The organism is Candidatus Vicinibacter proximus (assembly GCA_016713905.1).
Classification (GTDB): Bacteria; Bacteroidota; Bacteroidia; order Chitinophagales; family Saprospiraceae; genus Vicinibacter; species Vicinibacter proximus.
Map to the genome: position 1 here is coordinate 1,226,069 of JADJOE010000001.1, position 23,533 is coordinate 1,249,601.

Below are 23,533 nucleotides of genomic sequence, written 5' to 3' on the forward strand. Positions count from 1 at the left end.
TGTAATTAATTTTCGCCAGGTTCTTAAACTAGTTGATCATTCCCCAACTACTGCACAAAACAAACTTTTTTCCTTTAGGTAATTTTGTACCAGGAAGAGTTCTTCCAGATTTATCATAGCCAAAACATAGGAATAATCTTCGCTGTAATATTCTGAAAGGATCTCTATAAAATTTATTTGGGCAAGATCCTCTTTGGTTTGGATGCGCAAATAGATTTTAAGATTGACCTTTCGGGTGAATAAGTTTGAACCATTTTGTTCGTGTTTTTTAAAGGAATATCGGTACTGGTAAGAGAGTGCGGAGATATCAGAAAGTACAGCACTTCCTGTGGGATGACTTCCGGCGCCGCGACCCTGAAAAAATTGTTCTCCAGAAAATTCTCCCTCCACAATTACCCCATTGAATTCATTTTCCACCTTATACAAGTTATTCTTTTTACTGATAAAATGTGGAATGACATATGCAGTAATTTGATGTTCTGCTATTTTTTCGATTACCGGTAGTAATTTAATTTTATAAGATTTTTCTGCAGCAAAATTGATGTCAAATTCAGAAAGTTCAGAGATGCCTATGTTTATAATTTCTTTCGGTTCGATAATGATTCCAAAAGCATGTAAAGCTAAAATTGCTGTTTTGAATTTTGCATCAAATCCTTCCACATCATTGGTCGGATCACTTTCTGCAAAACCGGCATCCTGGGCTTGTTTTAAGGCAAGCGGATAAGAAAGTTTTTCCTCTATTGTTTTTGTCAAAATATAATTGGTAGTCCCATTAAAGATTCCGGAAACTTTAACCAAATTTTCATTGTCAAAATATTCCTCCAGTGTTCTGATGATTGGAATGCTACCGCAGGCTGATGCTTCATACAATAAACTTACCTGATGTTTTTCCTGCAAATCAAAAAGTTCTTTTAAGTGCAAGGCAAGCATTTTTTTATTGGCCGTGACCACATGTTTTCCATTCCTTATGGCAGTTTTTACAATATCGAAAGCTTCAGTTGCATCATCGATTAATTCCACCACCACATCAATTTCAGGATCGTTAAGGATTTCATATTTGTCGTAAGTGAGCATCTCTGCACTTACAATTCTTTTTTTGTCCCGATTTTTTACGCCAATTTTTTTGATGTTGGCTTTAAATCCTGTGCTGTGATTTAGCACATAGTATAAGCCCTGGCCTACACATCCAAAACCAAACAATCCAATATTTAATATTTTCATGATGTTATTTATTTTTTAATGGATTCAAGTGCCTGAAAAATGTCTTGATAAATGTCTTCGTATTGTTCCAGACCAACAGATATTCTAATAAGGCCGTCCGTGATGCCGGTTTTTATTCTGTCTTCTGCACTTAGTTTACAATGAGTAGAACTAGCAGGATGCGTGGCTATCGTTCTGCTGTCGCCAAGATTGGGTGAGATTTTTATCATTTGTAATGCATCCATAAACTTTTGTCCAGCCAATAGTCCTCCCTTTAATGAAAAAGAGACGATGCCACCACCGGCGCTCATTTGTTTTTTGGCGATGTGGTATTGTGGATGTGAAGGAAGGAAAGGGTAGCGTAAATATTCTATCGAAGGATGAGTTTCCAGTTTGCTGGCTAATTGTAAAGCATTAGAACAATGACGATCCATTCGCAAAGAAAGAGTTTCCATACTTTTGCTGAGGATCCAGGCATTAAATGGCGAGAGAGACGGTCCTGTGATGCGTGCAAATAAATAAATTTCACGGATGAGGTCTTGGCGACCAACCACTACTCCGCCAAGTACTCTTCCCTGGCCATCAAAATATTTTGTTGCAGAATGAATCACAAGATCAGCTCCGTAAAGAATAGGTTGTTGTAAGTAAGGTGTAGCAAAACAGTTGTCCACCACCAAAATCAAATTGTGTTTTTTTGCAAGCTGGCCGATCCATTCCAAATCGATGATTTCGATTGCAGGATTCGTAGGTGTCTCCAGATAGATCAAGCGAGTTTCCGGTCTGATGAGTTGGTTTAAATCTTCAGGATTAGATGCATTGAAGTAACTACAGGAAATATTGAATTTCGGATAGTATTTAGTGAATATAGTATGGCTTGCTCCGAAGATAGAAGCGCAGGAAATGATATGGTCCCCGGAATTAAGCAGAGGGGTCAGCGTATGGTATATGGCAGCCATTCCTGATGAAGTACCTATCCCGGCCTCCGCACCTTCCAGATGACATACTTTTTCTACAAATTCATCCACATTGGGATTTCCATATCTGGAGTAAATGTAGTCGTCTGTTTCCTCATTGAAAGCCGCACGAAGGTCTTCTGCCTGATCAAATACAAAACTTGAACTTAGGTACAACGGTACCGAGTGTTCATTATTCTGTGAACGTTTTGTTTGTGTTCGGATGGCGATGGTATTAAAATTCTTCTTTTCCATTAAGTGTAAGTTTAGAAATAATAGATGCTGTGGGTTCGAGTGTTTTGGCTACAGAACAATATTTTTCAAGGGATAGATCGATTGCCTTTTTTGCCTGATCTGCTGAAATTTCACCATTGATTTTGAAATGAATCACAATGTTTCTATACAGAGAATAGGTTTCTAATTGTTCGCGATCTCCATCCAGTGTTATTTCAAAACTGCTGTATTTTTTTCGTTGTTTTTTTAGAATGTTGAGTACATCAATGACACTGCAGCCACCGAGTGCTGCCAACAAAACCTGCATGGGTCTCATTCCATTATTTTGGCCGCCAATGTTTTCGGAGGCATCCATGATCAGTTTGTTTCCACTTTCATTTGTGGCTTCCATGGTAAAGTGTTCATCTAAAAGTTTTATCTGTATATCCATTATAATTGATTTAGAAATGATTTAATTAATTTGTTTATTTTTTTGCCTTCTGTAAGAAATCCATCGTGACCATAAGGTGAGCTGATGATTTTAATTTGTGCACCAGGAATATGAGCTGCAAGAAATTTTTGTTCGGAGACCGGAAATAAAATGTCTGATGAAATTCCGATTACCAGGGTTTTGGCTTGAATTTTTGAAAGTGCATTTTCAATACTTTCTCTTTCTCTTCCGACATCGTGGGAATCCATTACTGAACTTAAAATATGGTATGCTTCTGCAGTAAATCTGTTGGCCAATTTTTCTCCCTGATATTGTTGGTATGAGATGGTGCCATGATAGTCTTTATCTTGTTTTGGATCCAGGGTGCGGTGAAACATCTGATAATTTCTGTAACTCAACATGGCAATGGCTCTTGCTGCTTTTAAGCCATTTTCCCCGGCCGCAATGGCCATTCGTTGGGCTTCATTGAAGGCAACACCCCAGGCAGAATGCTTTGCGTTGCAGGCAAGCAATACCATATACTCTATCGTTGTAGGCGAGTGAATTGCCCATTCCATGGCTTGTTGTCCGCCTTGTGATCCACCAATGATGAGATGTATTTTTTCTAAATTCAAATGTGTGAAAAGCAATTGGTGTGCTTTTAGTAAATCTCTAGTGGTGAGATTTATATTATTCTTAATGTGGGCATTATTTTGATGTACAACATGATTGAATTGAGTTCCATAGCAGGAGCCAAGGTTGTTTGCACAGATTATAAAATATTTATCGGGGTCCAGCAATTTATTTTTTCCAAAAACCGGATGCCACCAATCTGCCACGTCAGAATTTGCCGTTAATGCATGACAAACCCATACTACATTTGATTTGTCTTCATTTAGATTGCCGTAAGTGTGGTAGGCTATCTTGAGATCATTTAATTCGGTACCGTTTTCCGAAACGAATATTTTGTTGTATTTAAATATGTGTGGTTGATCCATTACGCTGCCAATACATTTTTATAAAAAAAAAAGAGCCTTGCTGTATGCAAGGCCCTTCTGTAAATCTTCCGAATATTTTTTATCAACTCAAATGTTCAGACGATGGCCTTGCGGTATGCGCACACATGCAGCAATACATCATCATAGAGCAAAAAGTTTGATTTTTCATTTTCGAATTAATGCTGCAAAGAAAGGATTATTTTCAAAAGAGGAAAAACAATTCTTCGTTTTTAACAAAATTTTATGAACAGGACATGGTTGTTGACATCTGAACCATAAGTCCATTGGCATCAGGATTTAACCTTAATGCTGCAGCCAATGGCTTTGGTGACAGAGGGATCCGGATCTTTGCCTGACATCAACGCAGCAATGGCGTTTTCAAGATATTTATCTTTGACCATGGCCGCATCCTTAGGGCTGTCATCAATTGCGCCTATATATTTTACTACACGGTTTTTGTCCAATAGAAAAACATGTGGTGTTTTGGTCGCGCCATAAACCGGGAAAACTTCTTGTTTTTCATCAAAGAGGTACGGGAAATTGTATTTGTGTTTTTTTGCAATCTTTTTCATTTCTTTTGGTCCGTCTTCCGGAACCACAGCAGGGTCATTTGGATTAATTGCAATTACCGGATAGCCGGAATCCGTATATTTTGCACTGAGTTCGATAATTCTTTTTTCATACATTTTTGCATATGGACAATGGTTGCAAGTAAAGATGAGGACATACCCTTTTGCGTCTTTATAATCAGACATACTCACCATTTTTCCATTGGTGTTTTTAAGACTGAAATCCATTGCTACATCCCCAATTTTATAGGCTTTCTGAGTAAATGCCGTAAAGCCACAAGACAAGAATAAAATGGTAAGAAATAAATTTTTCATAAATGGTATTTATTTTTTAATAATTGAATTGATCCAATTTTGAATATCTGAAGCAGAATGAAATTCCCGTTCAGCGAAACCTCTTGTTTGATTTCCAATCACCAATGTTGCAGGGATTGATCCTGTCCAGCTTGGTTCGATACGATCGATATAGAAATTTGGATTGTTCTCATCGAGTACCATGACCTTTGACATCACATTCTTCTTTTTTAAGAAATTGCTGAGCTTAGATTGAGACCGATTTAGATCATCCAGGCTGACCAGGTATAAAAGTTGGCTGGTACCTTTTATTTCCTGATTGAACGTTTCGAAATTAGGGAGTTCTTTGACACATGGCACGCACCATGTTGCCCAAAAATTAAATACCCGAACAGTATCGTCTTGTTTGGAGAAGAGTTCTTCGAGATCACCGAGTTTGATGATCTGATATTCGCCTTGTTGGGCCTGCATACCCAAAGAAAGAGTGAGGAGGATAGCCAGGATAGGGTTTTTGATACACATGACTTGGAAACGAATACAGGTGCAGGTTTGTTTTGAATTTCGGAGGTGAATTTTAATAATTCGGTTGCAGGTGTTTGAATTAGTTTAATTTAGCCTTTGAATTATGCGTTGGAGCTTCAGGCGGACTTTGGTATTGCTTTCTTCGATATTGGTATTGTATATCGTAGGGATTTTTTTTATTTATATTTTTATTGATTTTATTGTTTTTTCCCCCGTGATACATCCGGCAAAAGCACGATACAAGCTGGATTTGCCATATCAGGAGATCAAATTGAATCATCCAAATGGGGAGCAGGTGAATATGTTGGCCTTTAACCAACAGGCTCCTCTAAAGGGTTATGTATTATTTTTTCATGGTGCGAACAAGAGTGCTGATTTTTGGGCTGCCTACGCTCCATTTCTGACAGAACGAGGATTTAAGCTGTTTATCCCCGATTACCGTGGTTACGGAAAATCAGACGGTAGTCCTTCGGAGATCAGCTGGAATGAAGATGCCCAGCTTGCACTTACCTGGCTTAAAACACAAGCATCTGAGGACAGCATCATTTTCTATGGGGTGGGACTGGGCGCTTCTGCTGCGGCCTATCTGGCTACGATAAATCCTTGCAGAATTGTCATCCTTGAAAATCCGGTTTATGGCTTAAGATCCTGGATGAGATCCTCATTTCCTCTATTGATGTTGCCCTATGAGCTGAAATATGACTTTAATCTTTATGAGTATATTCCAAATATTGTTAGTCCTACCATCATTTTACAAACTAAAAAGTCTAAAGACTTGAATAAGTTGGAACAGACCCATCTTCAATCTTTATTGCCAGACCCCAATAACTTTATTTGGCTTGACCATTCTGATAAAAGTTTTCCTTTGGAAGACGAAGAGTACATCCGTTTGTTTGATCAATTAGTGAAGAGTTTATAGTTTTATATGAGTAACCGGTCCAAGCTGGAGAAATTTGCAGCCAATCTTGCATTTCCCAATGTATTTGAAAATATGGATTTTGATGAGCCCAAGTTAAGGAAAGGGTTGAATCAGTATGTAGATTTTTGGAATACATGGAAGGTAGATTACTTTAAAAACAATTCCCCTCTTATTCTTGAACTTGCCTGTGGGCGTGGAGAATATAGCCTTGGAATGGCAAGAATGTTTCCGGAGCGAAATTATATTGGGGTAGACATCAAGGGTGCCCGGATTTGGAAAGGTGCTTCAACCGCTTTACATGAGGGGCTGAATCAGATTGCCTTTGTGCGTACAAAGATTGAGTTGTTGGACAAATTTTTTGGCGAGGCTGAGGTGGATGAAATCTGGATTACTTTTCCGGACCCTTTTCCAAGACCAAGTAAATCCAATAAAAGATTAACTTCAGAACATTATCTACAACTCTACACCCGGATACTAAAGCCAAATGCATCTCTTCATCTCAAAACAGATGATCCCGGATTGTTTGCTTTCAGTCTTGAAACTATAAAAGCTCATCCGGCATTTGAATTGATTTACCATGATGACGATATTTATGCCAAACCTCTTGTAACTCCAGAGCTTGAGATAAAGACGTATTACGAACGGATGCACCTTCAGGCAGGAAAAACAATCAAATATATCCATGCCAGACATTTGAGTTAATGATGGTTTGTCATACTTTATCGGAATCTTAAATTTTTAGAAGGCTTTTTTTTTAAATAAAAATTTCTTGCTTATAAATTCATAAATGGAGAGCGAATCAGGAAGCCGGCTTTTTGCTTTTCAGGCGGCTCAAATTCCTTTAATCCAAATTTTATATCTTCCGGTTGAACCGGATGCCAGGTACCAAAGATTCTATCCCAAAAAGTAAAGACATCACCATAGTGACTGTCGGTAAATTTTTGCTCGTTGGCATGATGAATTTTGTGCCAACCTGGGGTAGAAAAAACATAACGATCATATTTTTCTATCCAGGCCGGAAATTTTAAATTGGTGTGTTGCATGACTACAAAACAAATGGCAATGGTAGCATAAATAATAAATGCATTGATGGGCACGCCGATTATAGGAATCCAAATGCAGAAGAAAATTCCTTGACTCAATATTACATCCAGTGGGTGAAAACGTAATGCGGAAGAAGTGTTGAGATATAAATCCGAATGATGCACTCTGTGAAATCTCCACAAAATGGGTATCTTATGCTGCAAGTTGTGAAAGCAATAGGATCCAAAATCGAGGAGGAAGATACTTAGTATTACTTTTATGACATCAGGGAGGTTCAACAGATTTAGTAGTCCGAGATGTTTTTCCGCAGTTAAATTTACCATGAATAATACTGCAAGACCAATAAATCCATTGACGGCAAAAGAAATGAAGCTTAGAATAAAATTATGTATGTCGTGCTGTTTTTTATTGTTTGGTTTCTGCAAGTATGGAAAAAATGTTTCCACACTGTATAATAGAATGATTAAACCGACCAAAATGACAGGTTGCAAATCAGCAATTTGTTGCAGTGACATGGTTTAATAAATTTGAAGTTTGATAAATTATCTAATTCTTTAAAGCTCCACTGAATTCATAATGAATATCCGCCTGACCAGGTTTTTTCCAAACCGATTTTCCATTGATCGTATTATCCTTCACCATTCCTTCAAATTGGATTTCACCTTCGCTGGAACTATAGATTGTGCAGTTGAATGCGATGTTGCCGTCCTTGTTCTGTTGTTGATAAGCGGATGTGGCAAAGCCATACTGATGACAGGCATCTGAATCCATTTTTCCATCTTTAAATATTAATATGTCAGCATCTTTTTTATCCGGATGGGCGACATCCCAGATGCTGATCTGAAAGGATTTTCCATCGAGCGATTTATTCATATTCTGAGCGCAGGACATGTTTAGAAAAATGCTTAGACCTAAAAAAAATTGAATTGCTTTCATAAGAGTTGGTTTTTACTGTGATTTAATAATAAATTAATTTAATGGGTTTAGATTTTATTTCCAAAATTTTCCTTGTTAGGAATTAGCACTATTTACGGTTGGATGGGAATTTAATTGGATCAGGTACCTAAGCTGCACGCAGGCTCCGGTACAATTTATTTATGTTAACATGCCACTACGAACCAGACTGCCAGCTGTCCTTGTAATAATTGAATGCTTTTGGCATTTAGCCCCTGATATTTTTTTACCAGGAACAAAAGTTAAACCAATTAAGGTAAAATTTAAATTGCCTCTTTTTATTAAACTAAAATTACTTCCAGTGGGAATTAAACATGAAACTTTAATCCTGTGCATTAACAGTATAAAATTTGGCAGATGAAAACCAAAATCGATTTTCACGAATTTAATTTTTTAAAATTCTCAAAAATCACCATTGTCCCATAATAAAGTCGCGAAGCACCATAGAGCCCTTGACTTAAAGAAGGACAAAGCACAAACTGCTCAAGGTAAATGTAAGGATTATTTTGTGAAATCTAATTCACTTTCTTTAACAATTGTTTAAAATCTGTTCCATCCACCGAAGTCTAGGTGTGCTTAAATTAACCATAATGTTTTACGTAATTTTTGAATTTAGTATTTGCTAATTTGGAATTCATTGCATTAAAGGGATTCTTAGTTTTTGCAAATTGTAATTTTAGAAGTGAAGATTGACTTGATTTTATTTTTGTTTTATTGCTTACCAATATCCAAGAGAATTTATGCAGAAAGTTGAGGATCAACTAATATGTTTTGGTGGCAAAATCAATTAAAACCACATTCACATGGATATGTATATCAAAAGTAAAAGTGACTTAGCCCTAAAACCTGGTAAAAGCGCGAAGAGGATCTTATCTTAATGTAAGCTTTAAAGTTTTCTCAAGTTTACTTTAGGCAAGTTGAAACAGTGGAATGCAGATATGAGCATTAATTATAGCAAGAACATTGTTCAGAATTGGAACAAATCTTCTTTTCATCCTGAAAAATCTTGAAATTGAGCTCAGGTCTAAATTTTTTAGACTTCGCCTAGGATTTCCATCATTTCCCGGAATGATAACAATCAATTTAGGCAACCCTAAAAATAATTTTCGTATGATAAAATATGTCATTACATTTGCCATTACCAAAGCGAATAAGACTCTTGAAAGCTTTATTTACGATATACAATCCAAATTTAACCAAGGTATTTTATAACCTGTTAGTATCCCTTATTTTTATAGAGGGTGTTCAGGCTCAAATGTTTACAGATAGCTTAGGCAGGGATAGATTTAGTGGTTTCCGGCTTAATGGTTATGGTGCCATGCATTATTATCACTTTGATTGGCAGACGGACAGTTCGAGGAGAGATGCCATCGATCAGGAACGATTTATTTTGGAATTGGGCTACAAATGGACAGAAAGGATAGGATTTAATACTGAGGTAGAGTTTGAACATGGAGGTACAGGAGGTGCAGTAGAATTTGATCGTTTTGAGGAATTTGGGGAATTTGAATTTGACATCAGTAAAGGTGGGGAGGTGATTGTGGAGCAAATGAATCTGGAATTGGGCATGTATAAAAGTTTAAGATTAAAACTTGGCAGAGTGAAAGTGCCTTTTGGGATGATGTTTAAGCGGGATGAGCCAACCGATTATCTGACTTGCTGGAATTCTGAAATGGAGACCCAGATTCTTCCTGAGAACTGGACAGACAATGGATTTCTGTTGTATGGGTCTTCCGGTAAAAAACATCGCTTTAATTATTACCTGGGATTTGTAAATGGCTTAGACGGATCCGCATTTAATTCCGCCAACTGGATCAAGCGTGGCAATCAACGGAGATTTGAAACGGTAAATGCAGAAAATTTTGCATTAAGTGCAAGGCTTGATTACAGTAAAGGGAATAATTGGCTGATGGGTTTTTCTGTTTATGGCTGCAATACTACCGACAATCGTCCAAAACCTGATCTCAGATTATCTACACCATTGTTTCTGAGTGAAGGGCATTTCCAAATGAAAATGGATCCTGTTCGTGCTGCAGCAATGGTTCTGTACGGGACGCTTAATAATTCCGAAGCGCTGACGAATCAGAATCGCAATCTGTCCAACAACTTAAATGTGAAACGTACACCGGTCGGTGCTGAAGCACTTGGTGCTTTTGCAGAATTAGAACTTGTAGTTTACGGAAACAAAGGTTTTATTGCAAGTAAAAACGATTCTGAGCTGTCGTTTTATTCCCGTTACGACTATTACGATACCATGCATAAGACGCAGGGATTGGTATTTAACAATCCGCGTTGGGAGAGGAAATCTTTTTCGACGGGGCTGGTGTATAAACTGATCAAAAAAGTTCAGTTAAAAACGCAATTTACCCTTCGAAAAGTTGGCGCGCCTGCACCAACCAGTATTCGCGGAGGGCGATTGGAAAAAACATTTGCTGCAGGTTTTGCATTTGAATTTTAGATCATTTTAAATATTATATAGACATGAAAAATAAATTTTTAATTCTGTTATTATTATGCATCAGCATTTTCATTTCCTCCTGTGGATCTGATGAGGACAATACTGTAAAAAACGATTACAAAGACATTCTTCAAAATATTTCCAACGATGTTATTCTTCCTACTTATCAGGATTTGTTTGACAAAACCCAATTGTTGGTGAATACTTTAACGATACTGGAACAAAACATCAGTCAGGCAAATCTGGATGCAGCAAAGCAAGCCTGGAGAGATGCACGTGTACCGTGGGAACAGTCGGAAGGATTTTTATTTGGTCCAGTAGATCAGCAAGGACTGGATCCTGCTATAGACAGTTGGCCGGTTAATGAGACCGATTTGGATGCCGTGTTGAATTCCGGTGCAGTACTTACAAAGGATTATGTGGATGGTTTGGATGGCACTTTAAAAGGATTTCACACCATCGAGTATTTGATTTTTGGTAAGGAAGGCAATAAATTAATATCCAATTTTACACAAAGAGAATTTGAATTTCTAAGGGCATGTAGTCAAAGTTTGCATGGTGCTACGCAGGCACTTTACTTTGCCTGGAAACCCGATCATCAGAATTTTATAGCCAATGTATTAAAAGCCGGAGAACCGGGCAATTCAGTATATCCATCGCAGAAATCTGCACTGCAGGAAATTGTAACCGGAATGATTACTATTGCAGATGAAGTAGCCAATGGTAAAATAAACGAACCATTTACTACGCAAAATTTAATTTATGAAGAAAGCCGTTTCAGTGCCAATTCGAAGAGAGATTTTGCGGACAATATTCAGAGCATTAAAAATGCATATTTGGGTGTATACAAAAATGCAAGTGGCTTGGGTATTTCAAAAATCATCCAGGAAAAGAATTCCGGACTTGATGCTAAATTCAGGCAACAAGCCGATGATGCAATCCGAGCGATTGAATCCATCCAGGGAACATTTACCACAGCAGTTACCAATGCAAGACCAAGTATTGAATTTGCCCAACTAAAAGTAAGAACAGTTCAGCAGACCCTGGAGAGTGAAATACTACCATTGATTTCAAATCTATAATCATGACTTCCAAAAAATATATTTTTCTCACTTTGGGACTAACTCTATTGTTGGTATCCTGTCAACAAGATGATTCGAACAAACCGTTGGAGGATGAAGATGTATTATTGGGCGGAGCTACCAGTATTGATGGGGCGTTCATCAATATTTTTCAGCAACCTGCCGGTAATCTGAATGAAGTTGAACTGCAGCATCATTTACAAAGTGATATTGCATTTGGAGATCAGTTTGTGACTGCTCCGAATGTAATCAATGGTGGATTAGGTCCGGTATTCAACCAGGCCTCCTGCGAAGGTTGTCACGTGTCCAATGGTCGGTCTCCATTTCCATCTGCTTCAAGTGATTTAAGGGGCTTGTTATTCCGTTTAAGTATGCCGGGAAAAGGTCCGCATAATGAACCACTTCCGGTACCGGATTTTGGCGGTCAATTGCAGACCAAAGCGGTATTTGGTAAATCCCCGGAAGCAAAACTCAGTTGGCAGGAAGTCGAAGAGGTAAGAACCTATTTGGATGGGGAAAAGATTAGCCTAAGAAAATTTAACTATACATTTGTCCAGTCATACCGGAATATTCCGGCTGAAATGCTCTACTCACCGAGAATTGCACCACCCGTTATTGGACTCGGACTTTTGGAAGCCATCAAAGAATCAGATATTATGTCACTTTCAGATCCGGCAGATATGGATGGTGATGGCATATCCGGAAAAGTAAATATAGTGTGGGATGTTCAGGCACAACAGTTTGCCATTGGACGTTTTGGCTGGAAATCCGGCCAACCAAATTTATTGCAACAAACGGCTGCAGCCTACAACAATGATATGGGGATCACGAATCCTCTTTTTACAAAAGAAGCCTGCTTCGGGCAGGAACAAGCAGATACTCTTTCAGACGACCCGGAGATTGATTTAAAGACGCTTAAAGCCGCCACTTTTTATCCACAGTCCCTTGCAGTACCCAAAAGGAGAAACTGGGCCGACGCGGATGTAAAAAAGGGCAAGGAACTATTTTTTAAAATCCGATGTAATTCCTGTCACCAGTATAAATTTATTACCGGTACACATCCTGAATTTGGTTTCTTAAGCCAACAGACCATTTTTCCCTATACAGATCTTTTGCTGCACGATATGGGGGATGGATTGGCGGATAACCGTCCGGATTTTGAAGCAAATGGTAAAGAATGGAAAACACCGGCATTGTGGGGTATTGGGTTAACAAAAACGGTCGGCAACCACAGCAATTTCCTGCACGATGGCAGGGCTAGAAACCTGGAAGAAGCCATTATGTGGCATGGTGGCGAAGCGGAGAAAAGTAAGGAAGCATTCTCCAAATTAAACAAGAAAGAAAGGCAGTCTGTTATTAAGTTTCTCGAAAGTCTGTAAATCTGCATTAATTTTGCAGCCTCATTTAAAAAAATAATTCATGAGATCAATCATTTATGTTGCGATGTGCCAATTGATGGTATTGCTTTTATCTGCGCAGGAAGGTCATTTGAGCAATATCAAAAAACTTACTTTTGGCGGAGACAACGCAGAGGCATATTTTAGTCCGGATGGTAAATTTCTTACGATGCAGGTGACCAATACCAAGATTGGCGCATCGTGTGATCAGATTTATATGTTGGATCTGAGTGAAAACAATCCTGCAACTGAGAGTTTGAAGTTGATCTCAACCGGGAAGGGCAGGACCACCTGCTCTTATTTTATGCCGGATGGTAAGCATATTTTGTACGCATCTACCCATCATCATGGGGAAGCTTGTCCACCGCCTGCTAAGCCGAGAAAAGATGGCAAGTATTTATGGTCTGTTTATCCTGAATTCGACATTTTTATAGCTGACTTACAAGGGAAGATAACAAAACAGCTTACAGATTCGCCCGGTTACGATGCGGAGGCGGTTGTTTCTCCGGATGGGAAGAAAATAGCGTTTACTTCAAGCCGTTCAGGAGATCTCGAATTATGGACCATGGATATCGATGGAACCAATCTGAAGCAGATTACCAGTGGATTAGGGTATGATGGCGGTTCATTTTTTTCTCCGGACAGCAAAAAACTGGTGTTCAGAGCATCCAGACCTAAGACCGAAAAAGAAATTAAAGAATATACAGAATTACTGGCTGAACATTTAGTCGCACCGACCGAAATGGAAATCTACACCTGTAATGCGGATGGATCCGATCTTAAACAAATTACTCATTTAGGAAAGGCCAACTGGGCTCCGTTTTTTCATCCGTCCGGTCAAAAAATAATATTTTCTTCCAATCATCATTCCACTAGGGGTTATGATTTTCAATTATACCTGATTGACCTCAACGGAGAGCATCTCAAACAGATTACCTATGAAAGTATGTTCAATGCATTTCCAATGTTTTCACCGGATGGAAAAAAATTGGTGTTTTCAAGTAATCGTCAACAAGGTGCGCCAAGAGAGACTAATGTGTTTATTGCAGATTGGAATGATGGGGATCCGGTAGAAAATGCCGATCAAAAAACAATTTACAAGCATATTGAATACCTGGCATCCGACAAACTTCAAGGCAGACTTACGGGATCCAAAGGCGAAAAATTGGCGTCGAAGTACATCAGCAAAGAATATAAAAAATATGGTCTGTTGCCTTATGATAAAAAATCTTACTTGCAGCCATTTTCATACTTATACAATCCTAATCCACACGGAACCGAAGACAAGAGGGTTTCTCAAATGAATGGACACAATGTAGTTGGATACCTGGACAATGGTGCCAATAAAACCATTGTGGTAGGTGCGCATTATGATCATTTGGGATTAAATCAACACCACAATTCTACCTCTCCAAACTCAGAGGGTCAGATTCACAATGGAGCAGATGACAATGCTTCAGGAGTTTCAGGATTGCTGGAGTTGGCAAGAATGTTTAGTACAAACCGTGCTAAGGAAAAATGCAATTTTGTTTTTGTTGCATTTTCAGGAGAAGAAGATGGGTTAAAAGGATCAAAGGCATTTGCAGAAAATGTGCAAACAAAATATCCGAATGTGGTAGCCATGATAAACATGGATATGATTGGAAGATTGGACAGCCTGAAGGCGCTGGTGGTAGGAGGTGTGGGAACCAGTCCGGAATTTACGGATCTTGCAAATCGTTTTAAACCAGCCGGATTTAACATTACGCTGGACAGTAGTGGAATTGGTCCGACGGATCACACTTCATTTTATCTGAAAGACATTCCTGTATTGAATTTTTTTACCGGAACACACAAGGATTATCACAAACCTTCCGATGATTTAGAAAAAATCAAGATCAAGGAAGAAATGATCATTGTAGATTATATTTTTAATCTCGCGCAGCACCTTGCAGGAATGGAAAAAATTCCTTTTACAAAAACAAAATCTGCCACTACAAAAGCAGTTCCAGCATATAAAGTATCTCTTGGAATCATGCCGGATTACACAGACTACGGCGATGGGTTACATGTAGAGGCAGTAATGGACAACAGACCTGCACAATTAGCCGGCCTCAAAGACAAAGACATCATCATCAAAATTGGTGACTGCGAAATCAAAGAAGTATATGGCTATATGGAATGTTTGTCCAAGTTTAAATCAGGGGACGAGGTTCCTATCACTTTCAAAAGAGATGGACAAATCCAGACTTCGAAAGTTAAATTTTAATTACTAAGAAAAGCATTGCTTTTTATTTTCTTACAGGTAAAAATTTTGTGCGAATAAATCCATTTGGATAGCCTGGTTAATGATTCTTGTCATGTTGTTAGTTGACTGACATTATAACTTCTTCAATTAAATTGTATTAATATTCGTCTGTAACTTAATTGGCGAGTATGAAAAGCAATTCGTTTATCAGATTGGTTTATCCGATTTTAGTTTTGGTATTCTTACAGGTTTCCTGTGATGAAGATGATCCGTCCGGTACGGTAACCAATGGTAAAATCAAAACAGAGGCATCCAAGAAATGGGTGGAGCAAAATGTTTTACCAATCGGGGGAGTTATACAAATTGTGGAAGAAGAGTCCGGAATAAAGGGCTTGGAAGTTGATGTAAAGTCAGGTGCGTATTCTGAATCCAGAAAGTTTACCATAAGTGCAGCGAAGGTAACCAGTCATGAATTTGGCGAACACTTCAATCCGGTTTCGCCTTTGATTCATATTGAGAATGAAGGAGGATATTCGGATGAACCTATGTTGCTAAAGATTCCATACACTCCTGATCCAGGCAAATTTATTATGGCTGTCATGTATGATCCCATTACGGGTCAACTGGAGGGTTTTCCTCCGGCAAGTTATGAGGATAATTTTATTACCGTTGCTACCCGGCATTTTGATTTGACTTCTGTGATCAATACTTCTCTGCAAAGAACCGGAAAGTATGTTGAAATTATTCTCACCGCGGTAGATACGCAGTATCTGCATACGCTGGATATGAATACCGGTTTTGTCCCAGGGGTAGATGATTGGGAATTTACCAATTATGGCACCATGGAAAACCCGGGTGGAATTTGTGCGGGAATGAGTACTACTGCCATGTGGTATTATGATTTTAGAAAAAAACAAGAAGGACAGTTATATGGAAAATATGACATGGTTACAGATGTAAATCCTTTTGGCAGAGATGCTTTTTGGTTTGACAACACGCAAGGTATTTTATTTGCATCCCGCGTGCAAAGTTTGTATAAAACTAATTTGAACACACCTTCCGGGCAATCCAGTTTTTATGAGCATTTTGTACCCATTGTCGCAAATCCGCTGGCGCAATTTCGTTCGTTTGCTTATATGATGGGTTTGACAGGCCAGCCACAGTACATAGCTGTTCACAATCCAACGGGGTCTCATGCTTTGGTGGTGTATGGGATCCAACAGGGAAAATTAAAAGTGTCAGATCCAAATTGGCCAACGCAAAAGGATAGGGAAATTGTATTTGATTTTAATCAAAGCAAATTTCTTCCCTACCTAGGTTTTGTGAAGGCAGATGGAACACAATTCTCTTTTACTGATTTTTATTTTTGTGCAAGGTCAGCCATAATTGACTACAACAATATGAATGCTCAGTATGCAAGTACCCTTGGTAAGAAAACTACAAAAGGTATTGGTTGTTTTCCGAACTATCAGCTTCAACTGAAAGATGAAAACACGTTTATCGATTGGCCTGATCAGTGGAATACAAATAGCGATACGCTTCGCTGGAAGTTAGAGAATCCACAGGCAGATCTTTTAAAAATGAATATCTATGATGATCAGGGAAAATTGTGGTCTTTTGGAGATGCGGGTTTTCAATTTCTGAATCAGGGCGAGAAAGTGTTGGGTATATATATTCAGGATTTGGCAGGGAAGGATTGTAAAGGTGCGAATGTGAATCCATCATGGGAGTGGTGTGATTTCAGATGGGTAAAGGTGGATTATCAATTTGAATTTATTAAGTTTTTATCCGGTCTAACTGTGCCGGTAACAACAGAAATTTTTGGATTTGCTGGATCTTTTAAATTGACAAATGCAAAAGGGGATGTGAGAACTGAAGTTGTAGAGCCGGGTCTGTACAATCCCTCATTTTATGACTGGAAGGATGTAGATGCAAAATTGAAATGGACAGGACTTTCATTTGTTTCAGAAAAGGGCAAGTATGTTCAAATAGAAGGAAAAGTATCTCTAGACGGAAAGCTGATAGAGTGGTTGAACATTAATTATGATGGCCTTTTAGAGGAGAAGTTTAATTTTAGAGTGATTAATATTCCCTTGAAAGAATTTAGAAACCTTGCAACTCCTCATGGATCCTATGCACTTTATGAATTGAGAACCGCTCAAAAGATCAGTAAACAAATCAGCCAACTTGTAATTAAGGGATTGGATGCCAACACCGGAGACAGGTATGAGTTTCTGAGTATTGACAATTGGTCTTCGAATGATGATTCGAATGTGATTCGGATAAGATTTTCAAATTAAGCAATTGACAGCGTATTAGCGCCATGAACTTTCTTCGCATATAAATAGTTTTAAATCGAATGTTGTATTTATTTTTTTTATTACGTTCTTGATGAATTGTAAATATTTTTAAGAGGTAAGGCAAAAAATTAGGGAGAAATCATTTTTTTGTGGACTCCATTATTTACTAAAGATGTCCTGAATTTCATTCTATGATCCTTGTTCTTTTTTGTCCTAATACAAAAAAGCACTAAAACAAATCAAGGCTGTTTTCATTTATTAACGCTATTTAAATCAGTTTTAGCTAAAATGAAAAAGGCCGCTCTGAATTTCTCATTCGATAATTATATGATGAGGTATCGAAAACTTTTTAAAACAACTATTAAAGATGTTTAATTTCTACTTAATCCCCATTAAATTTATCTGACTCATTTTTAATTGCATGAAATTAGAGAGGATGCAATGCTTCTGAAAATGTAAGGAAAATAAAATGCGTTTTCCATATTATGGAATATTTACAACAACCACCAAAAGGCAACAGCCACTGTGTAGCGGAGGAAATTTGTTTTTGTACGCAACCACAGAGTGGGTTTTGGAAATTTTTTTTCAGGACGATGAATCGGTTTGTTGTTAGGGCCAATTTGGATACAGTTTTCCAGTCTATTGTTCCAAACGTTTATGTGTCTATTTACAGCTTTTTTATCTTTTGTCCACACAGCTACCTCCGTGTTATAACGTACAGAAGGTAAGTGAATGTTGTAACTACCCACGACAAGCATTTGGCTGTCCACCAGGATGGTTTTGCCATGAAATCTAAGGTGTCCCTGAAATTCCCATATTTCAATTCCATCGTTCAATATCTTTTCGCGCCTGTGTCTGTAACCGGCATATCGAATGGGTAAATCATTGGTCATCATGGAAGTGGTCAGCAGGCATATTCTGACCCCTCTGTTACTGGCATCGCAAAGTGCATTCGTCCATTTTTTTGTAGGAATGAAATAGGGGTTTTCGATGAATATAGTTTTTTTAGCCTGTTCCACCATTTCAATTAACGCAGAGGTACTTCCTTCATCCTTGATATCGGTTTTGTAATATTTTTTACCTCTTTTGATAAAAAAGTCATCGTGTATAAACCCAACATCCGATTGATTCATCTGATATCCTGACCTCCAATTTATACTTGAATCCAAACGAATGCCAAACTTGCTTTGTATTTCTGATTTATAGAGGGATAATTTTTTTAAATGTCTTGCCTCTCTTTTTGGTTTTATAACCGGGATAGGTACTGGTGAAGACAATTTCTCATCCGCCCACAGAGAGTAAAAGTGTAATCGGGCTTCATACAATACACTGTCTGCATTAGTAAGCAGGTCATAATCTACCAGATTGTATTTTTTCGACATACCGTAATATGGATCCTGAATATTTCTACCGCCTACTATCAGAAATTCACCATCTGTTATAAGCATTTTTTCATGCAAGCCATGATAGATTCTTTCGACGGCTTTATTTTTTAAGTCGAAGCGATGTAATTCTACCCCATTTTTATTCAGGAGTGCTTTCATCGTTGCGGTTATTTTGGATCCATTTTTATCCAACAGAATTCTTACCACCACACCTCTTTTTGATGCTTCAGCCAGTAAATTTAGTACTACACTGCCACTCAGATCATCCACAATAATGAAGTAAGAAAGTAAAATTTCCTTTTTTGCCTGACGTATTAAATCTACTCTGCATTGCAATGCATCTTTAGGTTCATACAGTACGCGAACAAAATGTTTGTCCTCTTGACCTGTAACAAAAGTCTGTAAAAGGGTAAAAAGAAGTGTAAAAAAAATATTTCTTAATGGTATCAATACTGAATGTCTGTTTTAGGTATTTGTAAAGCTACACAATATTTGACAAACTTTGAAGCTATAATTCTTACTTTTGAGATTTATCTTCTTGTATGTTGAATTAATTGAATCCAATTTTTCATTTGAAAGATTCGGAAGTAATTGATTGCACTGGTCAGTTAAAATTTATTATAAAAATATAGGTGATCATTGTCATACCAATTAATTATAATAATTAATTAAATTGTTCCAATAATTTTATATTATTGTAGCTTGTATAATTGTACAAGTAAAGGGGTTAACAATGAGTAGGATTATATTCATTATTTTTGGTTCATTTTTATTTTGTATTAAAATTTTATCACAAGATGCTCTTGAAATTGTAAGAAGGTCTGAAGATCGGGCAAAAGGAAAAAGCTCTGTTGCTGAAATAAGTATTCAGACCATCAGACCTGAATGGAAGAGAGATCTCAAATTAAAAACCTGGACACTTGGAAATGATTTTGTGGTCATCTTAATTCAAAGTCCTGTTAAAGAAAGGGGCATAGCCTTCCTTAAGAGAAAGAAGGAAATATGGAACTGGGTACCATCCATTGATCGATCCATTAAATTACCGCCTTCCATGATGTCCCAAAGTTGGATGGGGACCGATTTCACCAATGATGATTTGGTTAAGGAGTCTTCAACTGTGCAGGATTACCGCCACATTATCACAAAAGATACACAAATCATGGGAAGGATTTGTTATCAGATCAGACTCGATCCGAAACCGGAGGCAGCAGTGATTTGGGGAAAAATATTATTGTGCATCGATAAGAAGGATTATTTATTGATGAAAGCAGAATATTTTGATGAAAACAATCAATTGGTTAATACCATGAATACCACTGAGATCGGTATGCTTGGAGGAAGGATATTACCCTTGCGCATCGAATTAATTCCAAGGGACAAAAAAGGGCACAAAACCATTATGCAATATCACAAGATTGTTTTTGATAAACCCATTGCTGAAAAATTCTTTTCAGTCCAGCAACTCAGCAAACTGAAATGATTTATTTATTGATCTGGAGAAATATTTGGCGTAACAAAAGGCGGACGCTGATTACCATGGCTTCAGTGGCCTTTACGGTGTTTCTTGCGGTGACCATGAAATCCATGCAGACCGGTGTTTTTGAAAATCTCATTCGGAATATGGTCAGTTATTATTCAGGATATCTTCAGGTTCATAAATCCGGCTATTGGGATGAGAAGGTGCTGGATAATTGCTTTAACTCTGCAGACAGTAATTTAATCCGTGCATTGAATTATCAAGGGGTAAGGAAGATTATCCCACGTTTGGAGACCTTCATTTTGATTTCAAATGGTGATCAAACAAAAGGATGTATGGTGGCAGGTATTGATCCTCCAATAGAAGAAAGCTTGACCCATTTTTCAAAAAAATTAATATCGGGAAATTTCTGGAAGGAAGAAAATAATGAGATCGTCCTCGCTTCCAGGCTTGCAGAAAAACTAAATGCAAATGTTGGAGATACCGTATTCCTGTTGGGTCAGGGATATCGGGAAAGTTTTGTTGCCGGAAAATTCAAAGTCTCTGGAATTATACATTTTGGTTCACCGGAACTTAATGCATCCATTGCATTTCTACCTCTTGGAGTTGCAAGAGAAATGCTTAATACCGGGCAAAACATTACAGCTTATATATTGGATTTAGAGGATCCGGAGAAGATGGAAATTTTGCAAAATGATCTGAAGGAAAGGATCCCTTCAGATTATGAAGTATTGTCCTGGAAGGAAATGATGCCGGAAATATCTGATCACATGAAGGCAGATGGAATGGGATATTATGTGATGATGGGAATCCTTTATCTGATCATCGTATTTGGAACTTTCGGGACTATTTTTATGATCACTGCAGAACGCAAATATGAATTTAGCATGTTACTTGCAATTGGCATGAAGAAGCGGATACTCACTTTTATTTTATTTGGAGAAATTCTTTTATTGGCATTTGGAGGCGCCATTTTAGGAATGTGTTTATCAATTCCCATAGTATTGTATCTTCAGGAATTTCCGATCCGTTTAGGAGGTGAATTTGGAAAGGCATTTGAGCAATATGGATTTGAACCGGTGTGGCCTGCACTTTTTGAATGGAATGTAATTTTTGAACAGTCATTGATTGTTTTAATTTTATCTGTGATCATAGGATTATATCCTGTCTGGCACGTGTTCAGATTTAAAGAAATTGGAAAAATCAGATTATGATGTTGTGGGTTTTGGCATGGAGAAATATATGGCGTAATAGGAAGCAGAGCTTTGTCTTGATGGCAGCGATTGCGATTGGTGTGTTGTGTGCATTGTTCATTGTGGCATTTTATTATGGTATGATTGACCAGCGTGTTAAAAGTGTCATACAAAATGAGATTTCTCATATTCAGATCCACCATCCTAAATTCAGAGAAGAGTTCGATCCAAAATATTTTATGGAAAACGCAGATTCCATCATGAAGATAATTCGGATGAATCCGGAAGTGTCTGCCGTCGCAGGAAGGATAAATATACAGGGCATTGTCGCTGCGACGGCAGGGAGCAGCGGAATCATGATTAACGGAGTGAATCCTGATGAAGAGAAAATACTTACCGGACTAAACAGAAAATTAATTTCTGGAAGTTATTTTGATGCAGCACAAAAGAACCCAGTACTTATCAGTGAACGATTGATGTCTAAACTCAAGGTAAAGGAAAATTCAAAAGTCGTTTTCACCTTTCAGAATGCAGAGGGAGAAGTGGTTTCTGCAGCGTTTAAAGTTACCGGGGTCTTTGCCACCAACAGCAAGCCCTATGACCTCGCAAATGTTTTTGTCGGTTTGCAAGATTTACAACAATTACAAGGGAAAGGAACAGAATTGAATGAAATTGCTATGAAGTTAAAGGACCATAGCAAAGTAGATGAATTGAAAAATAAATTTCAATTTAAATTTCCAGATACTAAAGTTGAAACCTGGATGGAAATTTCACCGGAGATGAAATTGCTGGTTGGTTCTTTCAATCAAAGTATGTACATCTATATGGGTATCATACTTCTTGCGCTTGCATTCGGCGTTACGAATACCATGCTAATGTCGGTGGTCCAGAGAACCCGAGAGTTTGGTATGTTGCTGGCTTTTGGGATGAAAAAATCTAAAATTTTTAATATGGTGATGCTGGAAACTTTTTTACTTACTCTGTGTGGACTGCCATTGGGTTTTCTGATGGCTACCATTGGAATAGCTTATACCCATCAACATGGAATCAATTTAAGTATTTACAAGGACACTATGGAGAGTTTTGGATATGACCTAATAGTTTATCCAGAGATCACTTATAGACATATGATAACGCTGTTGATTTTGGTATTCATTCTTGTTTTCATATCAGCTCTTGGACCTGCGCGAAGGGCTTTGTCATTTAACCCCATTGAAGCATTAAGAAAAATTTAATCATGAGTTCAATTATTGATGCCCACCGATTGGTTAAAATTTACGATCAGGAGACCGTGCCGATTTACGCACTCAACGATGTGCACTTGCATCTGGAACAAGGTGAATTTACCGCACTCAAGGGACCATCTGGTTCAGGAAAGACCACCTTGCTTAATATGATTGGTGGACTGGATACCCCAACATCCGGTTATGTGGAAATAGCAGGAAAGAATATCACCGAGTTGAGTGAAAGCGAGTTGATGGATTTTAGATTAAATCATATTGGTTTTGTTTTTCAATCCTATAACTTAATTCCTGTTTTAACAGCTAAGGAGAATATTGAATTTATTATGTTGTTGCAAGGAAGACCAAAAGCAGAAAGAACTGAGCGGGCGATGGAATTGCTTGAATTGATAGGTATGTCAGACAAAAAGGATAAAAAACCCATGGAACTTTCGGGTGGTCAGCAACAGCGTGTAGCCGTTGCCAGAGCACTTGCCGCAAAGCCTAAATTCATATTGGCAGATGAACCAACGGCGAATCTGGATTCTGCCTCTGCAGGAAAGTTACTTGACATTATGTTGAGCATGAATAAATTGTTGCAGACTACTTTTATTTTTTCCACCCACGATCAGCGCGTAATCGATCGGGCGAGAAGAGTCATTACTTTGGAAGATGGGAAAATAATTGCTGATCAATAG

Annotated in this window: 20 protein-coding genes; 11 read left to right on the forward strand and 9 right to left on the reverse strand. The window is 37.9% G+C overall.

Going from position 1 to position 23,533, the window contains the following annotated elements; translation table 11 throughout:
- Window positions 1-36: 36 nt before the first annotated feature.
- The 6 genes from IPJ83_04835 to IPJ83_04860 form a co-directional block, all read right to left on the reverse strand.
- Entirely contained in the window at window positions 37-1,224 is a 1,188-nt protein-coding gene (locus tag IPJ83_04835) for a homoserine dehydrogenase (protein ID MBK7879867.1), read from the reverse strand.
- Between the two features lie 5 nt (window positions 1,225-1,229).
- Window positions 1,230-2,408 carry an aminotransferase class I/II-fold pyridoxal phosphate-dependent enzyme gene (locus tag IPJ83_04840; GenBank protein MBK7879868.1) on the reverse strand — a complete coding sequence of 393 codons (1,179 nt, stop codon included), beginning with the start codon at window positions 2,406-2,408 and terminating at the stop codon, window positions 1,230-1,232.
- Window positions 2,389-2,817 (reverse strand): OsmC family protein, encoded by a 429-nt coding sequence (locus IPJ83_04845; protein MBK7879869.1) that lies wholly within the window; start codon window positions 2,815-2,817, stop codon window positions 2,389-2,391. The genes IPJ83_04840 and IPJ83_04845 overlap by 20 nt, the downstream gene beginning before the upstream one ends.
- Window positions 2,817-3,794 (reverse strand): homoserine O-acetyltransferase, encoded by a 978-nt coding sequence (gene metX, locus IPJ83_04850; protein MBK7879870.1) that lies wholly within the window; start codon window positions 3,792-3,794, stop codon window positions 2,817-2,819. Before metX ends, IPJ83_04845 begins: the two co-directional genes overlap by 1 nt.
- Window positions 3,795-4,084: 290 nt before the next feature.
- Window positions 4,085-4,678: a thioredoxin family protein gene (locus tag IPJ83_04855; protein ID MBK7879871.1), complete on the reverse strand. Its 594-nt coding sequence runs from the start codon at window positions 4,676-4,678 to the stop codon at window positions 4,085-4,087.
- Window positions 4,679-4,687: 9 nt separating this feature from the next.
- Window positions 4,688-5,179 (reverse strand): TlpA family protein disulfide reductase, encoded by a 492-nt coding sequence (locus IPJ83_04860; protein ID MBK7879872.1) that lies wholly within the window; start codon window positions 5,177-5,179, stop codon window positions 4,688-4,690.
- Between the two features lie 103 nt (window positions 5,180-5,282).
- Between IPJ83_04860 and IPJ83_04865 the strand changes: the two genes are divergently transcribed.
- Window positions 5,283-6,098, forward strand: coding sequence for an alpha/beta fold hydrolase (locus tag IPJ83_04865; protein ID MBK7879873.1), 816 nt, complete (start codon window positions 5,283-5,285; stop codon window positions 6,096-6,098).
- Window positions 6,099-6,104: 6 nt separating this feature from the next.
- Window positions 6,105-6,800 (forward strand): tRNA (guanosine(46)-N7)-methyltransferase TrmB, encoded by a 696-nt coding sequence (gene trmB, locus IPJ83_04870; protein ID MBK7879874.1) that lies wholly within the window; start codon window positions 6,105-6,107, stop codon window positions 6,798-6,800.
- 71 nt (window positions 6,801-6,871) lie between these two features.
- Here the strand turns inward: trmB and IPJ83_04875 are convergent, their stop codons facing one another.
- On the reverse strand, window positions 6,872-7,657 hold the full coding sequence (locus tag IPJ83_04875) for a sterol desaturase family protein (protein MBK7879875.1): 786 nt from the start codon (window positions 7,655-7,657) through the stop codon (window positions 6,872-6,874).
- A 31-nt stretch (window positions 7,658-7,688) separates the two neighbouring features.
- Window positions 7,689-8,078, reverse strand: coding sequence for a hypothetical protein (locus IPJ83_04880; GenBank protein MBK7879876.1), 390 nt, complete (start codon window positions 8,076-8,078; stop codon window positions 7,689-7,691).
- 1,138 nt (window positions 8,079-9,216) lie between these two features.
- Between IPJ83_04880 and IPJ83_04885 the strand changes: the two genes are divergently transcribed.
- From IPJ83_04885 to IPJ83_04905, 5 genes are all read left to right on the forward strand, one after another.
- Window positions 9,217-10,554, forward strand: a complete 1,338-nt coding sequence (locus IPJ83_04885) for an autotransporter outer membrane beta-barrel domain-containing protein (protein ID MBK7879877.1) — start codon at window positions 9,217-9,219, stop codon at window positions 10,552-10,554.
- A 23-nt stretch (window positions 10,555-10,577) separates the two neighbouring features.
- Window positions 10,578-11,636, forward strand: coding sequence for an imelysin (locus tag IPJ83_04890; GenBank protein MBK7879878.1), 1,059 nt, complete (start codon window positions 10,578-10,580; stop codon window positions 11,634-11,636).
- A gap of 2 nt (window positions 11,637-11,638) precedes the next feature.
- On the forward strand, window positions 11,639-13,015 hold the full coding sequence (locus IPJ83_04895) for a c-type cytochrome (protein ID MBK7879879.1): 1,377 nt from the start codon (window positions 11,639-11,641) through the stop codon (window positions 13,013-13,015).
- Between the two features lie 40 nt (window positions 13,016-13,055).
- The gene (locus tag IPJ83_04900; protein ID MBK7879880.1) at window positions 13,056-15,281 is read left to right on the forward strand and encodes a M20/M25/M40 family metallo-hydrolase; all 2,226 of its coding nucleotides are present in this window, start codon (window positions 13,056-13,058) and stop codon (window positions 15,279-15,281) included.
- Window positions 15,282-15,448: 167 nt separating this feature from the next.
- A complete protein-coding gene (locus IPJ83_04905; GenBank protein MBK7879881.1) occupies window positions 15,449-17,560 on the forward strand; it encodes a hypothetical protein in 2,112 nt (703 codons plus the stop codon).
- Window positions 17,561-18,054: 494 nt separating this feature from the next.
- On the opposite strand, the gene IPJ83_04910 is transcribed toward IPJ83_04905, so the two are convergent.
- Window positions 18,055-19,395 (reverse strand): phosphatidylserine/phosphatidylglycerophosphate/cardiolipin synthase family protein, encoded by a 1,341-nt coding sequence (locus IPJ83_04910; protein ID MBK7879882.1) that lies wholly within the window; start codon window positions 19,393-19,395, stop codon window positions 18,055-18,057.
- Window positions 19,396-19,678: 283 nt separating this feature from the next.
- Between IPJ83_04910 and IPJ83_04915 the strand changes: the two genes are divergently transcribed.
- Genes IPJ83_04915 through IPJ83_04930 form a run of 4 tightly spaced genes read left to right on the forward strand, consistent with a single transcriptional unit; the run spans window position 19,679 to window position 23,533 of the window.
- The gene (locus IPJ83_04915; protein MBK7879883.1) at window positions 19,679-20,425 is read left to right on the forward strand and encodes an outer membrane lipoprotein-sorting protein; all 747 of its coding nucleotides are present in this window, start codon (window positions 19,679-19,681) and stop codon (window positions 20,423-20,425) included.
- Window positions 20,422-21,636 (forward strand): ABC transporter permease, encoded by a 1,215-nt coding sequence (locus tag IPJ83_04920; GenBank protein MBK7879884.1) that lies wholly within the window; start codon window positions 20,422-20,424, stop codon window positions 21,634-21,636. Before IPJ83_04915 ends, IPJ83_04920 begins: the two co-directional genes overlap by 4 nt.
- Complete coding sequence (locus IPJ83_04925) at window positions 21,633-22,850, forward strand: ABC transporter permease (protein MBK7879885.1); 1,218 nt, start codon at window positions 21,633-21,635, stop codon at window positions 22,848-22,850. Before IPJ83_04920 ends, IPJ83_04925 begins: the two co-directional genes overlap by 4 nt.
- Before the next feature lie 2 nt (window positions 22,851-22,852).
- The gene (locus IPJ83_04930) at window positions 22,853-23,533 is read left to right on the forward strand and encodes an ABC transporter ATP-binding protein (GenBank protein ID MBK7879886.1); all 681 of its coding nucleotides are present in this window, start codon (window positions 22,853-22,855) and stop codon (window positions 23,531-23,533) included.